A 21,671-nucleotide genomic window follows, 5' to 3' on the forward strand; every position below is an offset into this window, starting at 1 on the left:
CCGGAGCGGTGATCAGCCGATCCGCTTCCCGTCGGACGTTCCGAAGACGTGCACGTGCTCGGGGTCGAAGCGCAGGTACAGCCGGTCGCCCTTCTGCGGAGGGTTGCGCCAGTCGCTGCGGGCGACGATCTGCTGGCCGATCCCGCCGACGTCGGCCCGGCCGTAGACGTAGGCCTCCGAGCCGAGCTCTTCGACCACGTCGACATCCATGGCCAGACCCTCATTCGAGATCTCGAGGTGTTCGGGCCGGATCCCGAGCACGACCTCCTTCTCGGTGACCTGGCCGACCACGTCGCGCGGCACCGGTACGTGGGTGTCGCCGATCATCGCGCCGCGGTCGAAGACCGGGAGGCGGAACAGGTTCATCGCGGGCGAGCCCATGAAACCGGCGACGAAGACGTTCGCGGGCTTGTTGTAGAGCACGCGCGGCGACGCGCACTGCTGCAGGATGCCCTTCTCGAGCACAGCGACGCGGTCGCCCATCGTCATGGCCTCGACCTGGTCGTGGGTGACGTAGACGGTGGTGGTGCCGAGGCGGCGCTGCAGCTGTGCGATCTGCGTGCGGGTCTGCACGCGGAGTTTGGCGTCGAGGTTCGACAGCGGCTCGTCCATGAGGAAGACCTGCGGCTGGCGGACGATGGCGCGCCCCATCGCGACGCGCTGACGCTGACCGCCGGACAGCGCCTTGGGCTTGCGGTCGAGGAACTGCTCGAGGTCGAGCATCTTCGCGACCTCGACGACCCGTTCGCGGATCTCGTTCTTGGGTGTCTTGGCCAGTTTCAGCGCGAAGCCCATGTTCTCCGCGACCGACATGTGCGGGTAGAGGGCGTAGTTCTGGAACACCATCGCGATGTCGCGTTCCTTCGGATCCTGCCCGGTGACGTCCTGGTCGCCGATGAGGATGCGTCCGCTGTGCACCTCCTCGAGGCCTGCGAGCATGCGCAGCGAGGTCGACTTGCCGCAGCCCGACGGTCCGACCAGGACGAGGAACTCGCCGTCCTCGATCTCGAGGTCGAGCGCGTCGACCGCAGGCGTACTCGAGCCGGGGAACAGGCACATGGCCTTGTCGAAGGTCACCGACGCCATCTCGAAGATCCTTTCCGAAGCGGTACACGCTCGTGCGGTAGGGGAATCTACCGTGCGTCGCTCGATCGGCTCTCGACCGGCGTGACGTCGTCGTCGTTCCACACCTGGATTCCGCGGAGGCCCGGGACGTCACCGGCGCGGAAGACGGGGTCGCGACCCTGCTTGCGTTGCGCGCTGTAGTGATGGAACAACGCGTAGGCGATACCCGACAGCGGGATCAGGGCGATGAGGTTGACGGTGGCCATGATTCCCATGGCGAGGTCGGCCAGCGCCCACACCAGCGGCAGCGAGCCGATGGCCCCGAGGAAGACGCACAGCACGACCGCCGAGCGCAGGTAGGGCAGAATGCGGCGCGATCCGGTGAGGAACTCCATGTTGGATTCGCTGTAGTAGTAGTTGCCGATCACCGAGGTGAACGCGAGGAAGAAGATCAGCACGGCGAGGAAGTGCACCGTCCAGTCACCGAGTTGCAGCGCGAGCGCGTTCTGCGTCAGAGCGGCGCCCTCGAGACCGCTGCCGAATTCGGGTTCCGACAGCAGGATGATGAAAGCCGTGATCGAGCAGACCAGCAGGGTGTCGAAGTAGACACCGAGGCTCTGGACCAGGCCCTGCTTGACCGGGTGGGAAACCGCGGCGGCGGCGCCGGCGTTGGGCGCCGAGCCCATGCCGGCCTCGTTCGAGAAGAGACCTCGGCGGATGCCGTTCATGAAGGCAGCGCCGAAGCCACCACCGATGACCTCCTCGAGACCGAAGGCGTTCTCGACGATGAGGCGGAACATGGTCGGAACCTCGCCGATGTTGAGGACCACGACGATGATGCCGATGACCAGGTAGACGAACGCCAGGACCGGCACGACGATCTGGGAGACGCCGGAGATGCGGCGGATTCCGCCGAAGATCACCGCGCCGACGATGAGGGCGACGGCCAGCCCCACGATCACCTGGAGTGCCATGGTCTTCTCGCCGACGGAACTCGAGACGGCGTCGACGATCGAGTTGGTCTGCACGGCGTTGAACACGAATCCGTAGGTGATCGTGATGATGACCGCGAAGATCATGCCCATCCAGCGTTTCCGCAGCCCGTACTGCATGTAGTAGGCGGGGCCACCGCGGAAGCTGCCGTCCTCGTCGCGCACCTTGTACAGCTGGGCGAGCGTGGACTCGAGGAAAGCGGTCGCTGCACCGACCAGGGCCATCGCCCACATCCAGAACACCGCGCCGGGACCACCGAGGCTGATCGCGATCGCGACACCGGCGACGTTGCCCGTTCCCACGCGGGAGGCCGCCGAGACGGAGAAGGCCCGGAAGGCGGACAGGCCGGGTTCTCCGTTGGGTTGTCTCTCGGGTTTCTCCACGATGGAACGCAGCATGTCGGGCAGGAGCCGGATCTGGATGAACCGGGACCGGATCGTGTAGTACAGGCCCGAACCGATGAGCAGTGCGATCACCGCATACCAGAACGTGTCGTTGATATCGGTGACGAAATCGACCGCAGTGTCCATCTGCACGATCTTGGTGGGTCGCGGGTGGTTTCGCAGGAACTTCGTGCGTGTTCCCGGTCTCGTGGGCGGAGTCGGTGCCAAGCTCTACGCTCGCTGGGTGAGTTCGGACAAGATGTTGAGTCGTATCGGCGGGTTGCTCCGCCAGGCGGAGTCCACCGACAACCCTCACGAGGCCGACGCCTTCCTCGCCGCGGCGCAGCGGCTCGCGACGTCCTCCTCGATCGATCTGGCGGTCGCGCGCAGTCACACGGCGGCGAAGGAACGCCGCGCGACTCCCGTGCAGCGACTGATCACCATCGGCGAGACGGGCAAGAAGGGACTGCGCACCTACGCCCAGTTGTTCATCGCGATCGCCGGGGCCAACGACGTGCAGTGCGACATCACCGCGAACTCCACCGTCATCTACGCCTACGGCTTCGCCGACGACATCGACGTGTGCGAGGCGCTGTACTCCTCCCTGCTCGTGCAGATGGTGCGGGCGTCCGACGCATATCTGCGCGAGGGCACCTACCGGAACGAGACCACGGTGCGCACCGTCGTCGAGGAACGCGGTGGCCGCCGTGTGCGCACACGCGTGCGCAAGCCCGTTGCCGCGGTGACGGCCCGGCTGAACTTCCAGTCGGCGTTTGCCGCCCGCATCGGCGCCCGGCTGGCCGAGGCGAAGCAGGAGATCGAACGCGAGGTGGAAACATCTTCGCCCGGTACGGCGTTGGTGTTGCGTGGGAAGAGTCTGGAACTGCAGGACTTCTACCGCAGTACGTCGCAGGCACGGGGCAGTTGGCGGGGAAACCGGGCCCCGTCGGCGCGCTCGGCCGATGCCCGGCGCGCGGGCGACCGCGCCGGACGCGCGGCCCGGCTGGGAACGGCACCCGAACTGCCGTCGGCTCCGAGGAGGCTGGAACGGTGACCAAGGTGCGCGACACCCGCAGAACCGCTGTGTACGAAGCGGAGTCGATCGTACGGAAGATGCTCGACCGCGCCGACGAGCGCGGTCTGCGGACCGTCGAGGTCGCCGGTTCCCACGTCACGCTCCCGGTGGAGAGACGGTTCGCCTCCATCGCCTCGGTCCAGGACTACATCGACGCCGTGCTCGCCCTCGACTGGGTACGCACCCGGTGGGAGCGCGCCGCCGTGCCGGTGCGCGTGCGGGCCCGTGCGGGCAACGCGGCCGCACACTACGAACGCGACTGCGCGACGATCGCTCTTCCCGAGCACCGGGTGAACACCGCGTGGGCGTTCCGCGAGATGGTGGTGTTGCACGAACTCGCGCACCATCTCGATCCGCAGGATCCCGACGACGCCACCGAGGGGGCCCACGGGCCGGCCTTCGTCGACCGCTTCCTCGCACTCGTCGGCGAAATCATCGGTCCGGAAGCAGCATTCGCTTTGCAGGCGACAGGGATCGCCACCCCGGTGCATCCGCGGCGATAGCCTCCGGTTTCCGGAATCATTACCGGCTCGAGAACCTTTCTTTGGCATGCCCGCGGACGGCCGGTCGAGATCTGTAGCAAGACTCGTATCCTGCTGCACAACATACTGATTGGTACTTTTCGAGCCCGTCGTTCACTCCGGAATCCGCATGCCGACGAAGCACGCGAATCAAGGCCTCGAGTGACGTACTGTGGTTTGCATCACACAAAGACGCGCATCGGCTGCGTACCGTACCGAGACCTCCCCGGCCCCTTCCGAGCACGCCACACGACGCGCGGCATACGAAGGAGAACGGTGATGAAACCCGGAGCACGAGTCGCCCTCGGTGTGGGCATCGGATATTTCCTCGGCCGTACCAAGAAGATGCGGGTGGCGATGATGCTCGCCGGCGCCGGAATGACCGGCAAACTGCCCAGCAATCCGCAGGAACTCCTGCAGCGCAGCGCCTCGATGCTCGGCTCGTCTCCCGAGATCAACAAGATCACCGAATCCGTTCGCGGAGAACTCATGCATGCGGCTCGTGCCGCTGCCGTGACCGCGGCCAGCAACCGGATCGACGCCCTCAACGAACGTCTGCAGTCCCGTGCGAGCGGTGGCGGGCGATCGGAGGAACCCGAGGACGCCGAATACGAGGACGAATACGACGAATCACGCGACGAGGAGGAAAGTCGCGGCAGCAGGCGTCGCGGCAGCCGGAATCGGGACGAGGAGCCGGATTACGACGAGACGGACGAAGAGGGTGCCGACGAAGAGGATTCGGGCGAGGAGGATTCGGGCGAGGAGGATTCGGGCGACGAAGAGGAGCCGGAACCCGAGCGTCCCGCACCGCGGCGCCGTGCAGCCCGCGCCACATCCCGTCCGAGGACGTCCCGCAGCAAGAAGACGGCCGACAGCGAAGATCCGGACGACTCGGAGGAGGCACCTCCGAAGCCGCGCAAGCGCGCAGCGCGTAGCACTGCGTCGTCCTCCTCCGGTCGTGCGCCCGTACGTCGAACGAAGCGGTGAGAGCGATGGCCAGGTTGAGCGATGTATCGGGCGGAGTCGCCGACGCGGTGGGCAAGGCCGGGAAGACCGCGACCGATACCGCCGGTAAGGCGGGCCGCACCGCCTCGGACACGGCGGGGAAGGCCACGGGCGGACTGACCGGCGGTCTGCAGCAGTCGTTGCAGGGCCTCGCAGGAACCGTCGCGCAGAATGCGTTGTCGAGCCTGTCGGACAGGGTCACCGGCACGGCGGGACGATTACAGGATTACTCCGAGGGCAAAGGCGGAAATCTGGCCAGTGCGCTCACCGGCGTCGACAAGCTCGCTCAGGGCGAGTCGCCGCTGAAGGCGGCGGCGAGCTCGGGGTTCGAGAATCTGAAGAACACGGCGAAGGACAAGTTCGAGGACGTCAAGGAGGCCGTCACCGGCGGGGGCAAGGGGGGCGGCGGCGGCAACAAGAAGATCAAGCTCACCAACATCGTCGAGAGCATCGACGTGGGAGTGCCGGTCGATCTGGCCTACGACCTGTGGACGCAATTCGCCGACTGGCCGAAGTTCATGAAGAAGGTCGAACAGGTCGAGCAGGTCCAGGACGAGAAACTCCATTGGACGGGCAAGGTTTTCTGGTCGCGTCGGAACTGGGAGTCCACGATCCTCGAACAGGTGCCGTTCGAACGGATCGTGTGGCGTTCCAAGGGAGGAAAAGGTTACATCGACGGCGCGGTGACCTTCCATGAACTCACGCCGGATCTCACCCGGATACTCCTGGTGCTCGAGTACCACCCCCGGGGCCTGTTCGAGCGCACCGCGAATCTGTGGCGGGCGGTGGGTCGCCGGTCACGCCTGGAACTGAAGCACTTCCGGCGCCACGTCATGACCGAAGCCGTGTTGCATCCCGACGACGTCGTCGGCTGGCACGGCGAGATCCGCGACAGCGAGGTCGTCAAGGACGACGAGACCGCGCGCCGGGAGGAAGAGGAGCAGGAGCAGGAGGACACCGGCGAGAACGGCGAAGAGTGGGAGACCGACGCCTCCGGTGACGAGGACGAGATCCGCGACGAGGACGAGGATTTCGAGGAGAGTGAGCCGTCCGAGGACGAAGGCGACGAGGAGTCGGCCGAGGACGAGGAGGATCTCGAGGACGAGTATCCCGAGGAGGACGAGTCCTCCGACGAAGAACCCGACGACGAAGAGGAAGAGCCCGAACCGCCTCGGAAACGTGCGCCCGCCAAGCGGACCCGGGCGACGAAGAGCACCGGTACGCGCTCGTCCCGCTCGAGAGGATCCCGGTCATGACCATCCAACCTGCAGGGGGCGGCGGTGGAGGCGGCGGGGGCGGTATGGCCCGTCCCAACTCGTCCGGCCTCGCCGACGTCATCGACACCATCCTCGACAAGGGCCTCGTCATCGACGCGTTCGTGCGTGTCTCGCTCGTCGGTATCGAACTGCTCACCATCGACGCCCGCGTCGTCGTGGCCAGTGTCGACACCTATCTGCGTTTCGCGGAAGCGGTGAACCGGCTCGAGATCTCCGACAACGAGCCGAAGGGCCTTCCGGATCTCGTCGGCGACATCACCTCCGGCGGTTCCAAGCACAAGACGAAAGGCGCGCTCGAGGCTGCGGGGGAGAAAGTCAGCGAGTTCCTCGGGGACGTCCAGGAGCAGCGGCAGCCCGCTCGACGATCACGCAGGGGTGAGGACTGATGTCCACCGAACAGACCGAACGACCCGAGCAGGGCGACAGCGACGAAACCGCCACGACCACTGCGGTCTACGTCTACGGCATCGTCCCGTCGGATGTGGAACCGGAGGAGCATGCGGAAGGGGTGGGCAATCCGCCGGCCGAGGTGTCGGTGGTCAAGTCCGGTCGCATCGCTGCACTGGTGAGCGAGATCCCGACCGATCGCGCTCTCGGCACACCGGACGATCTCCAGGCGCACGCCGCGTTGCTCGACGGGACCGTGACGGTCGCCCCCGTGCTCCCGCTGAGATTCGGTGCCGTCCTCACCGACCGGGACGCGGTGGCCGCGGAATTGCTCGAGGGGAACGAGGACGAACTCGCCTCGGCCCTCGACCAACTCGACGGTCTCGCACAGTTCGTCGTGAAGGGACGGTACGACGAGAGGGCGATCCTGCAGGAGATCCTCGAGGAGAACTCCGAGGCGGCGCAGTTGCGGGAGCAGATCCGTGGGCAGTCCGAGGACGCGACCCGCGAGGCGCGAATGGCGCTCGGGGAAATCATCAACGCGGCGATCGAGGCCAAACGGAACGAGGACACGCGCCGCACGGTCGAGGCCCTGTCGTCGCTCGACCCGATGGTCAACGAGCGGCAACCCACGCACGAGCAGGATGCCGTGCACATCGCCGTCCTCGTCGAACTCGAGCGGCAGGACGAACTCGAACAGGCCCTGCAGGAACTGGGTCGGGAATGGGAGGACCGGGTCGAGATCTCGTTGCTCGGCCCGATGGCGGCCTACGACTTCGTGGCGAAATCCGACCCCGGCGAAGGAGGTTGACGATGGGTCTGCTGACCTCCCTGCTCACGCTGCCCCTCGCTCCCGTCAGGGGAGTGATGTGGCTCGGAGAGATCATCCAGGAGCAGGTCGAACAGCAACTGCACGATCCCGCCAACGTGCGGCGCGAACTCGAGCAGATCGAGGAAGCGGCGGAGGCGGGTGAGCTGACCCCCGAGGAGAAGGACGAGGCGCAGCAGGCCGTGCTGAACCGCATGATCTCCCGGGGCGGCTCCGGCCCCGCCGGGGGAAAGGAGTGATCCCGTGGCGCAGGACACCGGCCCGCCCGCGATCTCGGCGGCCGAGGCCGCATCGGCGGCCCTCACACATCTGAAGGAACTGACCTCGAAGGAAGCTCAGGGGGTCACCTCCGTCGAACCCACCGAGGACGGATGGGTCGTCGAGGTGGAGGTCGTGGAAGACAGGCGGATTCCGTCGTCGGCCGACATGCTCGCGCTCTACGAGGTGGAGGTCGATCTGGACGGTGAACTGCTCGCGTACCGGCGGACCCGGCGTTACGGACGCGGCAGCAGCGACATCGGCGCAAGGACCGGGTCATGACGGTGGTCGGTGGGGGAGGCGGCATGTCGTCGCCGCAGCCCTACGGGGGTGGAGGACGGTCGACCAATCTCGGCGACATCCTCGAACGTGTCCTGGACAAGGGGTTGGTCATCGCCGGCGACATCCAGGTGAATCTGCTCGACATCGAACTGCTCACGATCAAGCTCCGCCTCGTCATCGCATCGCTCGAGACGGCCAAGGCCGTCGGGATCGACTGGTGGGAGAGCGATCCGTGGTTGACGAGCAAGGCTCGCTCACCCGAGGTCGATTCGAGCCGGGTGGAACTCGAATTGGAGAACCGGCAGCTTCGCGAACGGTTGGCCGCACTCGAGGCCCGAGCGGAGGAACTGGAGCCGGAACCGGCGGAGATCGTGGACGAGGAGAACCGTGACTGACACGACCGGGACCTGGATGTACGCCGTGACCGACGGGACGCTCGTCGGCCACGAGACCGAGGGCGCCTCCGGCGTCGCCGGCGAGCAGGTCCGCACAGTGCAGGAGGGCGGACTGACCGCCGTCGTCGGAACGGTGCCCCTGGACGATTTCGGCGAGGCCGCACTGGCTCGCAATCTAGAGGACCTGGACTGGCTGGAAAGAGTGGCCCGCGCCCATGATTCGGTCGTCGCCGGATTGGCACGGCACGTCTCCGTGGTACCCCTCCGACTCGCGACCGTCTGCCTCGACGACGAACGGGTCCGGGCCCTGCTCACCGAGCACCGGGAGCAGTTCGCGTCTGCGCTCGCCCTCGTGACCGGTCGTACCGAATGGGGGGTCAAGGCGTTCGCCGATCGCAAGGCGCTGACCGCGGCCGCCGCGGAAGCGCATGCGGAGGGTGCGGGTTCCGGCAGGGGCACGGCCTATCTGCTGCGTCGTCGCGCGCAACTGGCGGCGCAGGAGAGCATCGAACGCGATGCGGCCGAACGCGCCGCCGATATCCACGATCGGTTGCTGCGTGTGTCGGCCGCGGGTCGCCGGAGCGCGCCGACCGATCCGGCACTGAGCGGCAGCCAGGAGTGGATGCTGCTCAACGGGACATATCTCGTCGACGACGACAGGGCGGACGAATTCTATTCCGAGGTGGAGGAACTCGGGTCCCTGAATCCGGGGATCAGGCTCGAGACGAGCGGCCCGTGGCCGCCCTACTCGTTCGCTGGAGCAGAACGGATCTCGCCGTGAGATACGCCGACGGATCGGTGGACGAGGAACGGCGGATCGCTTTGATCGATCTGCTGGATCGGGTGCTGTCGGGCGGCGTGGTCATCACCGGCGACATCACGCTGTCGATCGCGGAGATCGATCTGGTGCGGATCTCGTTACGCGCGTTGATCTCGTCGATCAGTACCCTGTCCCTGCCCGGGGTCGACGTCCCCGTTCCCCGTGGGGCCCGGGAGGGTTCGTGAGCGAGCCGGTGAACTTCCCGTCGCGTATCGACGCCGATCCCGAATCCGTGGAGCGGGGTCTGGTGACGCTGGTGCTCACGCTCGTCGAAGTGCTCCGGCAGCTGATGGAACGTCAGGCCCTGCACCGCATGGATGCAGGGGATCTCAGCGACGAGCAGATCGAACGGCTCGGCACGACACTGATGCTGCTCGAGCAGCGCATGGGCGAGCTGCGCGACCATTTCGGGCTCACCCCCGAGGATCTCAACATCGATCTCGGTCCGCTGGGGACACTGCTGCCCCGGGAGTGAGCCCGATCGGTCACATTGCGGCGATCTCCACGAGCTCGTAGTCCTTCACACCGCCGGCGAGCACCCGCAGGTGATCGTCCATGGTGCCGAGGGTGTGCTCGATCGCGGTCAGGCGGCTCAGGTAGTGGCCGATGGAGTGCTCGGCCGTGACACCGATGCCGCCGTGCATCTGCACGGACTCCTGGCCGATCTTCCGAGCGGACCGGCCGACCTGCAGCTTGGCGCGCGAGGCGATGGTCGGGTCGACGATGCCGTCGGCGAGGGCCATGGTCGCGTACAGGCTCATGCTCGACGCCAGCTCGTACAGCACGTACATGTCGGCCGCACGGTGGGTGAGCGCCTGGAACATCGACAGCGGCACACCGAACTGCTTGCGCTGCTTGAGGTAGCTCGTGGTCAGCTGCACCGAGGAGTCGAGGGCACCGACCGCCTCGGCGCACAGTGCCGCCTGCGCGTGCACCTGCGCCGCGGTGATGGCGGCGGACGCGTCGGCCGCCTCACCGAGCGGGGTCGCCGCAACATCGTCGAGCACGAGTTGCGCACCGCGACGCTCGTCGTGGGTGCGGTACGGCGTGCGGACCAGACCGTCCGCCGATGCGTCGACGACGAACAGTCCGACGCCGCCCTCCGGCAACTTGGCGGAGACGATGAAGGTGTCGGCGCAATCACCGTGCAGCACAGGATTCTTGCGACCGGAGACGGTCCAGGAGTCGCCGTCGCGCGCCGCGGTGGTGGCCACCTCGGTGTGCGGCCAGCGGCTGCCCGGCTCGTCGTGCGCGAACGCGAGGAGCACGGTGCCCTCGGACAGTCGCGGCAGGATGTCGGAGCGCTGCGCGTCGGTGCCGACCTCGGCGACGAGCCGGCCGGGCAGGTAGACGCAGTCGAGCACGGGCTCGGGTGCGAGCGCGCGGCCGATCTCGGTCATGACGGCCATGACCTCCACCGGTCCGGCTCCCATGCCGCCGTGCTCCTCCGCGAAGGGCAGGCCGAGCACGCCGAGTTCGCCGAGTTGCTTCCATACGTCGCGGTTCCAGCCCAGGTCACCTTCGGCCACCCGGTTGCGCGACTCGACGTCGTACGCGCCGGAGAGCAGGTCGCGGACGGTCGCGCGGAGCATGTCCTGTTCGGTGTCGAGTTCGAAGTTCATGTCCGGGGCCTCACAGTCCGAGAATCGAGGAAGCGATGATCGAACGCTGAACCTCGTTCGACCCGCCGTAGATGGTGACCTTGCGGTTGTTGAGGTAGGTCGGCATCGTCAGCTGCGCCCAGTCGGGCGAGTCGATACCGGCCTCGCCGGCGGGCAGCGAATCGGGGCCGGCGATGTCGACGAGCAGTTCGGTCGCGGCCTGCTGCAGCTCGGAGCCGCGCATCTTGAGCAGCGACGACGCCGGGTTGGGCTTGCCGTCGGCCGAGCCCGCGACGACGCGTAGCTGGGTGAGCTCGAGAGCGAGCAGCTCGTTCTCGAGTTCGGCCAGGCGTGCCGCGAAGATCGGGTCGTCGAGCAGCGAGCCGCTGCCGTAGCGGGTCTCGGCCGCGAGGGACTTCGCCCGCGCGAGCTTGACCTTGGTGGCGCCGACCCGGGCGATGCCGGTGCGCTCGTTGCCGAGCAGGAACTTCGCCTGCGTCCAGCCGGTATTCTCCTCGCCGACGAGGTTCTCGGCGGGAACGCGCACGTCTTCGAAGAACACCTCGTTGACCTCGTAGCTGCCGTCGATCAGTTTGATCGGACGGAGGGTGACGCCCGGGGTGTCCATCGGGAAGAGCAGCATCGAGATGCCGGCCTGCTTCTTCGCGTTCGGATCGGTGCGGACGAGGCAGAAGATCCAGTCGGCGTGCTGCGCGAGCGTCGTCCACGTCTTCTGACCGTTGACGATGTAGTCGTCACCGTCGCGGACGGCGCGGGTCTTGAGGGACGCGAGGTCGGAGCCGGCCTCGGGCTCGGAGAAGCCCTGGCACCACCAGATGTCGAGGTTGGCGGTGGCGGGGAGGAAGCGTTCCTTCATCTCCTGCGAGCCGAACTGCGCGATGACCGGCCCGATCATGGACGCGTTGAACGGCAGCGGGTCGGGCACCGACGCGAGCTGCAGCTCGCTGAGCCAGATGTTGCGCTGCATCGGCGTCCAGTCCTGACCGCCCCATTCGACGGGCCAGTTGGGAACGGCGAGGCCGCGCGAATGCAGGATGCGCTGGACGGCGACGTAGTCGTCCTTGCCCAGCGGAGTGCCGGAGGCGGTCTTCGCACGCACTTCGGCGGGGATCTCGGTGGTGAAGAAGGTGCGCAGTTCGTCGCGGAACGCACGCTCCTCCTCGGTGAGCTTCAGGTTCATGGAGGGACCTTCCAGGGATGCCGGCGCCGTAGCGCTCCTCGCGATTCCAAACTAACCTTACATTGTTAGCTCGTCCAGGCCGGGCCGGAAGGAGGACGATGGATGGCGCGCCCGCGCACGCCTCTGCTCAGCCGTGAGCTCATCCGCGACGTCACGCTACGACTCGTCGACGAGCACGGCCTCGACGCCGTCTCGATGCGTCGGATCGCCGCCGAACTGGGTGTTCGCGCCCCGTCGCTGTACAGCCACTACGCCACCAAGGAAGAACTGCTCGACGACATCGCCGACGCCATCGGTGAATCGGTCGACGTCAGCGGGTTCGCCGAGGACGACTGGCAGGAAGCGCTCCGACGCTGGGCTCGCACCTACCGCGACGCGCTCGCCGCGCACCCGAATATGGTGCCCTTCCTCGCCTCGAGTCCCGGCACCCGGCCCGTCTCCCTCCAGGCGTCCGACGCCATCCACGGCGGCCTCACCCGCGCCGGCTGGCCGCCCCGCTTCGCAACGATGATCGGAGCCTCGATCAAGTACATCGTCATCGGTTCCGCGATCACCTCGTTCGCGGGCGGATTCGACGATCACATCGACACCTACAACGAGCGGTATCCGCATCTGTCGCAGGCGCATCGGCTTCGCGAGTACGCCGCCGAGATCGATGCCGAGAGCTTCGACCTCGTTCTCGAGTCCTTCCTGCGGGAACTCGGGCGACGATACGAGATGTTTCCTTAGCCCGAATGCACCGATCAGCTGAGCGCGTTGCTGTGAATATGGTTGTGCGGTAACGGTCGCTCTGCTGGCATGGCTGATCGTCCGACCACTCGGGTCGGGTTGTTCCACTGGATCGTCAAGTCCCGAGTCTTGTTGAGGCTGAGCGTGTGTTCAGTCCTCAGGCCGCAGGTGCGGCCGGTGGTTGTGCATAGCAGGCGGTCTCGATCTCGGTCGGGGTGCGGTAGTCGAGTATGCCGTGGACCCGTTCGGTATCGAACCAATGCACCCATTGCACGGTGGCCGCTTCGACGTCTTCCCGGCCGGTGTTCTCCGACAGAACGCGACAGATCGGTTCGATCCCCCAGCGGTGTTTGTGTTCGTCGATGAACACAGGCGATTACTTCAGTCGGCGTGGGGCCACCTCCCACTTGCGGGGGACGAACTCCACCTTCGCGAAAAACACTGTGGCAGAGCGAAATATCTCCATCAACTGCCGTAGTTCGCGGTTCTCTTTCTCCGGACGGCGGATGCGCGCTTCGGCATCGACCGGCTCGGTCGGGAGCTCGTCGTCTTCGGCTTTGCGCACCCAGGTCCGCAGGGCTTCCTTGTGGACGCCGGTCTGCTCGGCGATCCGGTTGATGGCGCGCCGGTGCGGGTGTCGGGGTCACGGCGGGCTTCGACGGCGAGTCGGGTCGCTCGCTCACGCCAGTTCCTGAGGGTATTTGTAGTTCGCCATGATGAGTCTGGGGTGATCCTTCCGGGATGTCTGGCTCACCCTCGATGAAATCAGGGACGATTCAGTAATCGTGCTCGACGATGACGTGATCGCCGTGCTCAGCACGGCGTGGCGTCGAACCGCTGGATGGGGCGCGGTCTATCGAGCGCGCGTGGCAGTCGCCGCGCCTTCCGCACGAAACGGCAGGACGTGGCATCGGCTGCTGCGGCGTTCAGCCTCACCCCGAGGCGTGAGCGTTGCGCCAGGCCGCCCACACCTGGGGACGGAGCCGGCCACGATCGGGGACCTTCATGCCCTCGCCGCGGGCCCACGCGCGTACGTCGGCGGTGGACGGTTCCGCGGTGGGAGCGTCCTTGTGCTGCGGTGTGATGCGGTCACACGCCGCGTCCTCGACGCCGGTCCACTCGTGCGCGGCGGCGAGATAGCGGTAGGTCCACTCCTCGGCGAGCTGACGAGTCTCGCAGAACACGATCGGCACACCGGGGTAGCGGACCTGCAGCTCGGCGAGACCGTCCGCGATCATCGCCGGCCGGACCCGTTCGAACTTGAACACCGCCGAGTAACGGTCTTCGACCACCACTGCGGCGCGGGGCAGGGCAGCGAGCTCGGCCATCGCGAAACGCAGCCTCCCGCTGGTCAGGCTGCCTACCAGGTCGGCCAACGACTTGCGTTCGACCGAGGCGACCAACCGGTCGTCGACGAGCAGACCGTAGTCTCCGCACGCCAGCGCACGGCGGACGGTGTCGACCTGCTGCCCGGGGAATTTGTAGGGGTAACGCTCGTGGGAATCGACGACGATCGTCAGTTCGGCGATGCCGGCGGCTCGGGCGGTGGGGGTGCGCACATTCGGACGTGCCTGCTTCCGAGTGCGCGGGGATTGCCAGAACACGGCATCGCGCCCCCGAGCTTGGGTGAACACGATCTGCGACCGGTTCTCCCGTCCCCGGTCCAGGACCACGTCGATCGCGGCGCCGCGACGCACACACGAACGCAACCGAACCTGCTCGACGATCTCGGGGTCCTCAGGCCACTCGTCGGCCGGAACGGGATAGCAGAACAGGGCTTTGGTACGCGGCCAGGTGTCGGAGGTGCGAAACACCAGTCCGTCCGACAGGGGCAGGCGCAGCAGGAACGGCAGCCGTGATTCCGGGTCCGGGTTGCGGGCGATCACCATGTCCACGAAGTTCGGCGGCCTTTCGCTCGGCGATACATACCGAGCAGTGTCCGATACCGATCGCCCGCCGACAAGCCTGCCGGACACGCGTGTGCGAGGCAGGAATGCATCGGGTGGGCGCGACAGAAACCGGTCGTCGATGAAAGGTCCTGCCACATGTCCGACAAGAGCAGAGGTTCGGCCGGGCAGAAGGCCCGCCGTCCGGCTGCGCCCGAGCTGGAGGTCATCGTCGTGCGCGTTCCCCTCGTCCGCCGATCGCTATCGAGCCCTGCGGGGAACATTTCGTCGGGTTCCTCCATCTCGGTGCTGCACTCACTTGCTTCAAGAAGCCGTCCACATGAGACACACTCTCTTAACCTGGACTCCATGACGCGCCCCATTCGCATCGGACTCCAACTACAGCCCCAGCAGCAACCCGATTACGGCGTCATCCGCGACACCGTGCTCCGCGCCGAGGACGCAGGCGCCGACATCGTGTTCAACTGGGACCACTTCTACCCGCTCTACGGCAACCCCGACGGCGCCCACTTCGAGTGCTGGACGATGCTCGGCGCCTGGGCGGAGCAGACCGAGCGTGTGGAGATCGGCGCACTGGTCACCGGTGGCGGCTACCGCAACCCCGACCTGCTCGCCGACATGGCCCGCACCGTCGACCACATCAGCGGCGGTCGTCTCATCCTCGGCATCGGCTCGGGCTGGTTCGAACGAGATTACGACGAGTACGGCTACGAGTTCGGCACCAAGGGCTCCCGCCTCGACCTGCTCGCCGAGTACATGCCCCGCATCGTGAATCGCCTCGGCAAGCTGAACCCGCAGCCCACCCGGCACATTCCCATCCTCATCGGTGGCGGCGGCCCGAAGAAGACGCTTCCGATGGTCGCAAAGTACGCGGACATCTGGCACAGCTTCGGCGAGATGGAGACCCACGCCGAGAAATCCGAGATCCTCGCGCAGCGCTGCGCCGAGGCCGGTCGTCGACCCGAGGACATCGAACGGTCCACCTCGTGGCCCGGCGCCGACGCGGCCCCGTCCTATGTGGAGCTCGGGATCACGCAGTTCACGGTGGGTGTCGGTGGTCCCGACTACGACCTCACCGAACTGCGCGAAGCCATCGCGTGGCGAGACGACAACTCCGCACCCCCGCTGACGGGGCTGAGCTGATCCCGGCCCGTGCCGACGGGCCCTGAGCCGAGCACAGTACGTCGGTAGCATCGGTGGTGCATGTCGAACGCACCATGGCTACCGCCCTGCACCGCCGACGACTGGGACGACGGTCGGCGGCGGCGACGTCTCCGCGATACCCGCGCCGGTCATCACTGGGTACGGTTCGGCCGGCTTCGACGAGCCCTCGCGCGCACCGCCGTCGCGGCGCTCCCGCTCGTCGCCCTGTTCACCCAGTACTGGGCATGGGACGTCGCGCCGGTCCGTGAGCGACTCGCTCTCACGCAGCCACAGCTACATCCGATCCACGACGCGGCGACGCGGGAGGACCGCGACACGGCGGTCGTCGACCTGGTGGGCCTGGGCAACCTCGACGCGACCGAGACCGCCACGGCACTGCCCGCACTGAGCGAACTCGGGCAGGTGTGGGCGGTCGAGTACGACAACAGCGGTCTCGACACCGCCGTCGTCAGCCGCCTGATCCACGAGCGTGCCGCGTGGTCCGGGATCGAGAACATCGTGCTCACCGGGCACAGCATGGGTGGGATCATCGCCCTCGAGGTCGCCCAGCACCTGTATCAGGACACCGATCTCGAGGTGACCGGCGTGATCCTGGACTGCACGCCACTCGACCTGCACGCCGTGCGGGCCGACGCGCGCGACGCCGGTGAGGACCTGTTGCGCTGGATCGGCTGGCTGCCCGGCGCACGGGAGAGCCGCAGCATGCGCATGCTCGTCGAGGTCGCCGCCCGCATGGACCGTTTCGTGCTCCCCTCGGACCGGTGGTACCGCCGTATCGACACCGAAGAGTTGCACGACGTCGCGGTCGAGGTGCTCCACGACAAGATCTTCTCGACCGACGCCGCGAGCAACGGACTGATCGAATCGCAGTTCCGGGCGATCGTCGCCTCCGGTGCAATCGACAACCTGAGGGCACTCGCCGACGAACGCGACGACAAGATCCGTCCCGCCATAGCGTTCCTCCGGCCACGGAACGCCGTGAACGACAACGTCGTCGACGTCGAGTACAGTCACCGGATCCTGATCGACCAGTCCGGCGGTGTCGACGGCACGCTGCTGGTGTCGAAACTCGACCGCACCGGACACGCCAATCCGATCCAGGCTCCCGCGGAATACAACACCGCGATCACGAACCGGGTGGTGCCCTTCGTCGACGGCAGGCCCGGCGAGGTCGAGGACGACGAGGAGGAGTCGCCGGATGGCGCGTTCTTCGATGACGACCGTCCCGGTGTCCGGCCGATCGTGGATCCCGACCGCATCGCCCCGGGCGGACCTCGGCCCGGTCTGTGACCGCCGTCTCACGGCCGCCGAATGCTCATCGGGTGTTCACCTTCTCGTTCCGTCCGACTCGCCTGACGCTCCTACGGTTCCGGCGTCGAACCGATTTACGAGGAGAACGTTGTGGCCCGTAGAGTCCTGCCCTTGTTCGTCACGCACGACGGCATATCGTCGCGCTCGAACATCACGTGCAAGTACAAGTGCGGGGATGCCTGTTCGCACGCCGTTCCGAACACCTCCCGCAGTGAATACTTCGGCGACATCGTGCGCGCGGCCGTCTCGCGTCGCGGGGTCCTGCGGGGCGGGGCCATGGCCGTGCTCGCCGTCGGCGCCGGTGGCGTTCTGACGGCCTGTGCGGACGATTCCGCTGCCGCCGCCGGTAGTGACGCGGGGGCGGCAGGCGATCTCGGGCCGGTGCCCGACGGCACGAACTTCACGGCGGTCGCGCCGAACACCGATGACGCGGTGACGGTTCCGGAGGGATACGAGAACGACGTCGTCATCCGATGGGGGGATCCGGTGCTGCCCGATGCACCGCCCTTCGACATCGGCAACCAGACGGCGACCGCTCAGGAGAAGCAGTTCGGGTTCAACAACGACTTCGCCGGTCTGCTCCCGGTGGACGGCCGACCCGACACCTACCTGCTCGTCGTCAATCACGAATACACCACCGAGCCCTTCATGTTCGCCGATTACGATGCGGACGACCCGACCGAGGAACAGGTACGCATCGGCATCGCCGGTCACGGGCTGTCGGTCGTCCAGGTGAAGGGCGAGCCCGGGACCGGGCGCCTGACACCGGAATTCGGCGAGTACAACCGTCGTATCACCGGAACAACCGAGTTCCTTCTCACCGGACCGGCCGCGGGCAGCGACCTGCTGAAGACCACCGCCGACCCGACCGGTACGCGGGTCGCAGGGACGTTCAACAACTGCGCCGGTGGCCTCACGCCGTGGGGCACCGTGCTGTCGGGTGAGGAGAACTTCAACCAGTACTTCGCCAACGCCGAGAGCGTCACCGATCCGGTCGTTGCCGAACGTCTCGCCCGGTACGGACTCGAGGGCGCGGAAACCGAACGGAAGTGGGAACGATTCGACCGGCGCTTCGACATCGCCGCGGAACCCAACGAGGTCAACCGGTTCGGGTGGATCGTCGAGATCGATCCGTGGGATCCGAATTCGGTGCCCGTCAAGCACACCGCACTGGGACGGTTCAAGCACGAGGCGGCCACCGTCCACATCACCGACGACGGCACCGTCGTGTCGTACAGCGGTGACGACGAACGCTTCGACTACATGTACAAGTTCGTCTCGTCGCGGAAGATGCAGCCCGGAAACTCGCGAGCTGCGATGCGGCACAACATGACCCTGCTCGACGCCGGCACGCTCTACGTCGCGAAGCTCAGCGGTGACCATCCGGACGAGATCGACGGATCCGGAACACTTCCCGAGGCCGGCGAGTTCCGCGGCAGCGGCGAGTGGATCCCGCTGCTGCGCGCGAACGAGGACGGCAGCGCCGAGTCGCTGGTCGACGGCATGAGCGCCGAAGAGGTCGCGGTGTTCACCCGCCTCGCCGGCGACCGGGTGGGCGCGACGAAGATGGATCGCCCCGAGGACTTCGAACCGAATCCGGTCACCGGCAAGGTCTACGTCGCACTCACCAACAACACCAAGCGCGGCGTCGACGGCGCCGCGCCGGCCGACGAGGCGAATCCGCGCGAGAACAACAAGAACGGTCAGGTCCTCGAGATCGACGACGACCACGCGGGTACGTCCTTCACGTGGACGCTGCTGCTCGTGTGCGGGGACCCGAACGAGGCCGACACCTACTTCGGCGGCTTCGACAAGTCGCAGGTCAGTCCGATCTCGTGCCCCGACAACCTGGCCTTCGATTCGTTCGGCAATCTGTGGATCTCGACCGACGGCAACGCACTCGGCTCCAACGACGGATTGTTCAGCGTCGTCCTCGACGGTCCGCGTCGCGGTGAGACGAAGCAGTTCCTCACCGTGCCGATCGGCGCCGAGACGTGCGGGCCGATCGTGCAGGACGGCCGGGTCGTGGTGTGCGTGCAGCATCCCGGGGAGACGGACGACGCGTCGTGGGCGTCGCCGGCCTCGCACTGGCCCGACGGAGGCGACTCCCAGCCGCGTCCCGCCGTGGTCGCGGCGTGGAAGTCCGACGGCGGACGTATCGGGGTCTGACACCTCGTGCGTGGTTCCGGTCGCGCTCGCTCCCGGAACCACGCACGGGTCATCCGAGCCAGTCCAATACCGCTGCGGCGGTCCACGACTGCTGCATGCTGCCGAGCGGGTCACCGGTGAACGGTTCGTAGTACTCGGCGAAGGTGCCGTCGCTCGCCTGCCGGAGTCCTTCCGCGCGAAGCACGTTGGCCCGTTCGGCCCAGCCACGACGGGCGAACGCCCACGAGAACAACCACGTCATCACGGGCCACACCGGTCCGCGCCAGTACTCGCGGGGACGGAAGTCGCCCGAGACGGGGGACGTCGACGGCGGTACTGCATAGCGAAGATCCGGATGCCCGCAGAACTTCGGCCCTTCGAAGGTGCGCAGCAGCGCCCTCTCGGCCTGCCGGTCGAGACCGCCGCACAGCAGTGGCGCGAACATCGCGAGAGTGTCGGTGGCGACCCACTTCCCGCTGCGTAGATCGAAATCCTTCGCCGCGCCCGTGCGGGAGTCGGTCGTGGCGATCACGCCCTTCCGGAACTGCTCGGCCCACTGATACAGCTCGCGCACATCCGCGTTGGGACGGGAATGCTCCTCACCGATGGTTGCAAGCACCTCGCACGACAGTGAGAACACCGCGCTGACGAAGACGTCCTCGACCGCGAAGCTCATGGCCTTCGCGAGCACGCTGTCCTCGTAGCGCGCCGTCTTCATCTCCTCGAGCAACCACAGATAACGCGCGTATTCACGGTCGGTGGGTCGCTGGGTGGCGTCGGCGACGTGCTCGAGATCCTCGCGATGGAAGGGCGGCACCGGACCGGCGATAACGTTGGCGTACGCCGTATCCCAGCGCGGGGAGTTGTCCATGCCCGACTCCCACCCGTGGTACAGCGCGATGCGGCCGTTGCCGTCGAGATCGCGTGCGTGCGCGAGCCAGCGGTGCCACCGCACGAGATCCGCCCACCGGCGATCCAGGAACTCCTCGGCGACAGCACGTGTCGAGCGGCCGTGCCGTCGTGAATGCTCGAGGATGCGCTGTACGGCGATGGCGTGCACGGGAGGCTGTGTGATGCCCGAGGTCTGCACCTGCGCCGGTGCGTGCGCGGCCAGTTCGGAGACCGCCCAGCGCGCCGGGCCGGGGAAGTAGCCGTCGACACCGTTGGCGAAGACGATGTGCGGGATCATCCCGTTCTTCCACTGTGCCGAGAGCAGGGTGTCGAGTTCGACCACCGCCCGTTCGACACTGAGTGGCGCGAGCCCCACGGCGACGAACGCCGCATCCCAACTCCACATGTGTGGATAAAGCTTGGGAGCGGCACTCGTCATGGCGCCCAGGTCGTTCCCACGCAGCAGGTACGCCGCGCGTGCGGCGAGCTGTGTGGAGGTGAATCCTCGGTCCGGCATGGCCCCCATTCTCTGTGCTGCGGACGGATCCGCACGACGAGGGCCGCAGCTGTAACAGCGCCGACACATTTCGTGCCGGCGCTGTGTCGAGCTGTGCTGTATCGATGTGTCAGGGGATGGTCAGTGCGCGGAGGGCAGGAAGGCCGTCGAGCCCGACAGGTCGCCCGGGCGGTGGGAGGCCGGGGCGAGCAGGCCGCGACGCTCGAGGATCGGACGCACGCCCTCTCCGAAGCGGTAGGCCTCCTCGAGATGCGGGTAGCCCGACAGCACGAAGTGGTCGAGTCCGATCTCGGCGTACTCGGCGATGCGGTCGGCGACCTCCTCGTGGGAACCCACGAGCGCGGTGCCCGCGCCACCGCGGACGAGTCCGACTCCCGCCCACAGGTTGGGGGAGACCTCGAGGCTGTGGGCGTCCTTGCTCGCGGCGTAAGCGCTGCCGCCGCCGTGCAGCTCGACCATCCGGCGCTGCCCCTCGGAACCGGAGCGGGCCAGGCTCTGCTGGGCCTTCTCGATGGTCGCGGGGTCGAGCGCGGAGAGCAGGCGGTCGGCCTCGGCCCAGGCCTCGTCGGAGGTGTCCCGGCTGATGACGTGCAGGCGGATGCCGTAGTCGAGGGTGCGTCCCTGGATGTCGGCAAGGCCGCGGATCCACGCGATCTTGTCGGCGACGGCGGCCGGCGGCTCACCCCACGTGAGATAGGTGTCGCAGAACTGCGATGCGACGGTGCCGGCGGCAGGAGAGGACCCGCCGAAGAAGAGCGGCGGCACCGGATCGGGGGATGCGCTGGAGCTGGGCGTTCTCGACCCGGATGTACTCGCCCTTGAAGTCGACCGGGCCGTTGCCCGCCCGTGTGTGAATGTGTCGGACGTGGTTGGCGTCGCCGGGTTGCACGCTGTCCACCACCGGGAATCGAG

24 protein-coding genes and 1 pseudogene are annotated in these 21,671 nt (G+C 67.1%); 16 read left to right on the forward strand and 9 right to left on the reverse strand.

Annotated features, from left to right (window positions below):
• Window positions 1-12 precede the first annotated feature (12 nt).
• Window positions 13-1,086, reverse strand: coding sequence for an ABC transporter ATP-binding protein (locus BO226_RS20105; protein ID WP_064256081.1), 1,074 nt, complete (start codon window positions 1,084-1,086; stop codon window positions 13-15).
• A 47-nt stretch (window positions 1,087-1,133) separates the two neighbouring features.
• Window positions 1,134-2,588, reverse strand: coding sequence for an alanine/glycine:cation symporter family protein (locus tag BO226_RS20110; protein ID WP_019290531.1), 1,455 nt, complete (start codon window positions 2,586-2,588; stop codon window positions 1,134-1,136).
• Between the two features lie 97 nt (window positions 2,589-2,685).
• Between BO226_RS20110 and BO226_RS20115 the strand changes: the two genes are divergently transcribed.
• The 12 genes from BO226_RS20115 to BO226_RS20170 all read left to right on the forward strand — a co-directional run bounded on the left by BO226_RS20115 (window position 2,686) and on the right by BO226_RS20170 (window position 9,765).
• Complete coding sequence (locus BO226_RS20115; RefSeq protein ID WP_037217436.1) at window positions 2,686-3,495, forward strand: DUF2786 domain-containing protein; 810 nt, start codon at window positions 2,686-2,688, stop codon at window positions 3,493-3,495.
• A complete protein-coding gene (locus BO226_RS20120) occupies window positions 3,492-4,019 on the forward strand; it encodes a TIGR04338 family metallohydrolase (protein WP_019290529.1) in 528 nt (175 codons plus the stop codon). The genes BO226_RS20115 and BO226_RS20120 overlap by 4 nt, the downstream gene beginning before the upstream one ends.
• A gap of 297 nt (window positions 4,020-4,316) precedes the next feature.
• Window positions 4,317-5,024, forward strand: a complete 708-nt coding sequence (locus tag BO226_RS20125) for a hypothetical protein (RefSeq protein ID WP_071935971.1) — start codon at window positions 4,317-4,319, stop codon at window positions 5,022-5,024.
• Window positions 5,025-5,029: 5 nt separating this feature from the next.
• A complete protein-coding gene (locus tag BO226_RS20130) occupies window positions 5,030-6,298 on the forward strand; it encodes an SRPBCC family protein (protein ID WP_064256079.1) in 1,269 nt (422 codons plus the stop codon).
• Window positions 6,295-6,705, forward strand: coding sequence for a gas vesicle protein GvpJ (gene gvpJ, locus BO226_RS20135; protein WP_024102484.1), 411 nt, complete (start codon window positions 6,295-6,297; stop codon window positions 6,703-6,705). The genes BO226_RS20130 and gvpJ (BO226_RS20135) overlap by 4 nt, the downstream gene beginning before the upstream one ends.
• Window positions 6,705-7,517: a GvpL/GvpF family gas vesicle protein gene (locus BO226_RS20140; RefSeq protein WP_064256078.1), complete on the forward strand. Its 813-nt coding sequence runs from the start codon at window positions 6,705-6,707 to the stop codon at window positions 7,515-7,517. Before gvpJ (BO226_RS20135) ends, BO226_RS20140 begins: the two co-directional genes overlap by 1 nt.
• Window positions 7,518-7,519: 2 nt before the next feature.
• A complete protein-coding gene (locus BO226_RS20145) occupies window positions 7,520-7,774 on the forward strand; it encodes a gas vesicle protein GvpG (RefSeq protein ID WP_019290525.1) in 255 nt (84 codons plus the stop codon).
• 4 nt (window positions 7,775-7,778) lie between these two features.
• Complete coding sequence (gene gvpO / locus BO226_RS20150) at window positions 7,779-8,075, forward strand: gas vesicle protein GvpO (RefSeq protein WP_064256077.1); 297 nt, start codon at window positions 7,779-7,781, stop codon at window positions 8,073-8,075.
• A complete protein-coding gene (gene gvpJ, locus BO226_RS20155) occupies window positions 8,072-8,470 on the forward strand; it encodes a gas vesicle protein GvpJ (RefSeq protein ID WP_024102486.1) in 399 nt (132 codons plus the stop codon). The genes gvpO and gvpJ (BO226_RS20155) overlap by 4 nt, the downstream gene beginning before the upstream one ends.
• On the forward strand, window positions 8,463-9,251 hold the full coding sequence (locus BO226_RS20160; RefSeq protein WP_006550844.1) for a GvpL/GvpF family gas vesicle protein: 789 nt from the start codon (window positions 8,463-8,465) through the stop codon (window positions 9,249-9,251). The genes gvpJ (BO226_RS20155) and BO226_RS20160 overlap by 8 nt, the downstream gene beginning before the upstream one ends.
• On the forward strand, window positions 9,248-9,475 hold the full coding sequence (locus tag BO226_RS20165; RefSeq protein ID WP_060652494.1) for a gas vesicle protein: 228 nt from the start codon (window positions 9,248-9,250) through the stop codon (window positions 9,473-9,475). Before BO226_RS20160 ends, BO226_RS20165 begins: the two co-directional genes overlap by 4 nt.
• Window positions 9,472-9,765 (forward strand): gas vesicle protein K, encoded by a 294-nt coding sequence (locus tag BO226_RS20170; protein WP_064256076.1) that lies wholly within the window; start codon window positions 9,472-9,474, stop codon window positions 9,763-9,765. Before BO226_RS20165 ends, BO226_RS20170 begins: the two co-directional genes overlap by 4 nt.
• A gap of 10 nt (window positions 9,766-9,775) precedes the next feature.
• Here BO226_RS20170 and BO226_RS20175 read toward each other — a convergent pair whose 3' ends face one another.
• Together BO226_RS20175 and BO226_RS20180 are read right to left on the reverse strand one after the other, a co-directional pair.
• Window positions 9,776-10,912 carry an acyl-CoA dehydrogenase family protein gene (locus BO226_RS20175; protein WP_064256075.1) on the reverse strand — a complete coding sequence of 379 codons (1,137 nt, stop codon included), beginning with the start codon at window positions 10,910-10,912 and terminating at the stop codon, window positions 9,776-9,778.
• A gap of 10 nt (window positions 10,913-10,922) precedes the next feature.
• Entirely contained in the window at window positions 10,923-12,092 is a 1,170-nt protein-coding gene (locus BO226_RS20180; RefSeq protein WP_064256074.1) for an acyl-CoA dehydrogenase family protein, read from the reverse strand.
• A 102-nt stretch (window positions 12,093-12,194) separates the two neighbouring features.
• Here BO226_RS20180 and BO226_RS20185 point away from each other — a divergent pair, with 102 nt between their 5' ends.
• The gene (locus BO226_RS20185; RefSeq protein WP_006550849.1) at window positions 12,195-12,821 is read left to right on the forward strand and encodes a TetR/AcrR family transcriptional regulator; all 627 of its coding nucleotides are present in this window, start codon (window positions 12,195-12,197) and stop codon (window positions 12,819-12,821) included.
• A gap of 157 nt (window positions 12,822-12,978) precedes the next feature.
• On the opposite strand, the gene BO226_RS20190 is transcribed toward BO226_RS20185, so the two are convergent.
• The 3 genes from BO226_RS20190 to BO226_RS20200 form a co-directional block, all read right to left on the reverse strand.
• Window positions 12,979-13,191 carry a transposase gene (locus tag BO226_RS20190; RefSeq protein WP_024102496.1) on the reverse strand — a complete coding sequence of 71 codons (213 nt, stop codon included), beginning with the start codon at window positions 13,189-13,191 and terminating at the stop codon, window positions 12,979-12,981.
• Between the two features lie 6 nt (window positions 13,192-13,197).
• Window positions 13,198-13,386 (reverse strand): hypothetical protein, encoded by a 189-nt coding sequence (locus tag BO226_RS20195; protein WP_019290519.1) that lies wholly within the window; start codon window positions 13,384-13,386, stop codon window positions 13,198-13,200.
• Between the two features lie 367 nt (window positions 13,387-13,753).
• Entirely contained in the window at window positions 13,754-14,710 is a 957-nt protein-coding gene (locus tag BO226_RS20200) for an ERCC4 domain-containing protein (protein WP_019290518.1), read from the reverse strand.
• Window positions 14,711-15,076: 366 nt separating this feature from the next.
• Here BO226_RS20200 and BO226_RS20205 point away from each other — a divergent pair, with 366 nt between their 5' ends.
• The 3 genes from BO226_RS20205 (at window position 15,077) to BO226_RS20215 (ending at window position 19,372) form a co-directional block, all read left to right on the forward strand.
• Entirely contained in the window at window positions 15,077-15,871 is a 795-nt protein-coding gene (locus BO226_RS20205; RefSeq protein ID WP_006550857.1) for an LLM class F420-dependent oxidoreductase, read from the forward strand.
• 60 nt (window positions 15,872-15,931) lie between these two features.
• A complete protein-coding gene (locus BO226_RS20210) occupies window positions 15,932-17,182 on the forward strand; it encodes an alpha/beta fold hydrolase (protein ID WP_064256072.1) in 1,251 nt (416 codons plus the stop codon).
• Window positions 17,183-17,293: 111 nt separating this feature from the next.
• Complete coding sequence (locus BO226_RS20215) at window positions 17,294-19,372, forward strand: PhoX family protein (RefSeq protein ID WP_064256071.1); 2,079 nt, start codon at window positions 17,294-17,296, stop codon at window positions 19,370-19,372.
• A gap of 49 nt (window positions 19,373-19,421) precedes the next feature.
• Here BO226_RS20215 and ggh read toward each other — a convergent pair whose 3' ends face one another.
• Together ggh and BO226_RS20225 are read right to left on the reverse strand one after the other, a co-directional pair.
• A complete protein-coding gene (gene ggh / locus BO226_RS20220; protein ID WP_064256070.1) occupies window positions 19,422-20,759 on the reverse strand; it encodes a glucosylglycerate hydrolase in 1,338 nt (445 codons plus the stop codon).
• Window positions 20,760-20,879: 120 nt separating this feature from the next.
• Window positions 20,880-21,603, reverse strand: a pseudogene (locus BO226_RS20225) (LLM class flavin-dependent oxidoreductase); the annotation flags it as partial.
• Window positions 21,604-21,671 lie beyond the last annotated feature (68 nt).

Origin of the sequence: Rhodococcus sp. 2G (assembly GCF_001886355.1) — a bacterium.
GTDB classification, from domain to species: domain Bacteria; phylum Actinomycetota; class Actinomycetes; order Mycobacteriales; family Mycobacteriaceae; genus Rhodococcus; species Rhodococcus pyridinivorans.

Bases quoted from the DNA above. Each gene is read 5' to 3' on its own strand.
- BO226_RS20110 (WP_019290531.1), bottom strand. From the start codon at position 2,588: ATGGACACTGCGGTCGATTTCGTCACCGATATCAACGACACGTTCTGG.
- BO226_RS20180 (WP_064256074.1), bottom strand. From the start codon at position 12,092: ATGAACCTGAAGCTCACCGAGGAGGAGCGTGCGTTCCGCGACGAACTG.
- BO226_RS20140 (WP_064256078.1), top strand. From the start codon at position 6,705: ATGTCCACCGAACAGACCGAACGACCCGAGCAGGGCGACAGCGACGAA.
- ggh (WP_064256070.1), bottom strand. From the start codon at position 20,759: ATGCCGGACCGAGGATTCACCTCCACACAGCTCGCCGCACGCGCGGCG.
- BO226_RS20205 (WP_006550857.1), top strand. From the start codon at position 15,077: ATGACGCGCCCCATTCGCATCGGACTCCAACTACAGCCCCAGCAGCAA.
- BO226_RS20130 (WP_064256079.1), top strand. From the start codon at position 5,030: ATGGCCAGGTTGAGCGATGTATCGGGCGGAGTCGCCGACGCGGTGGGC.
- gvpJ (WP_024102486.1), top strand. From the start codon at position 8,072: ATGACGGTGGTCGGTGGGGGAGGCGGCATGTCGTCGCCGCAGCCCTAC.
- gvpJ (WP_024102484.1), top strand. From the start codon at position 6,295: ATGACCATCCAACCTGCAGGGGGCGGCGGTGGAGGCGGCGGGGGCGGT.
- BO226_RS20175 (WP_064256075.1), bottom strand. From the start codon at position 10,912: ATGAACTTCGAACTCGACACCGAACAGGACATGCTCCGCGCGACCGTC.
- BO226_RS20125 (WP_071935971.1), top strand. From the start codon at position 4,317: ATGAAACCCGGAGCACGAGTCGCCCTCGGTGTGGGCATCGGATATTTC.
- BO226_RS20145 (WP_019290525.1), top strand. From the start codon at position 7,520: ATGGGTCTGCTGACCTCCCTGCTCACGCTGCCCCTCGCTCCCGTCAGG.
- BO226_RS20210 (WP_064256072.1), top strand. From the start codon at position 15,932: ATGTCGAACGCACCATGGCTACCGCCCTGCACCGCCGACGACTGGGAC.
- BO226_RS20105 (WP_064256081.1), bottom strand. From the start codon at position 1,086: ATGGCGTCGGTGACCTTCGACAAGGCCATGTGCCTGTTCCCCGGCTCG.
- BO226_RS20200 (WP_019290518.1), bottom strand. From the start codon at position 14,710: ATGGTGATCGCCCGCAACCCGGACCCGGAATCACGGCTGCCGTTCCTG.
- BO226_RS20185 (WP_006550849.1), top strand. From the start codon at position 12,195: ATGGCGCGCCCGCGCACGCCTCTGCTCAGCCGTGAGCTCATCCGCGAC.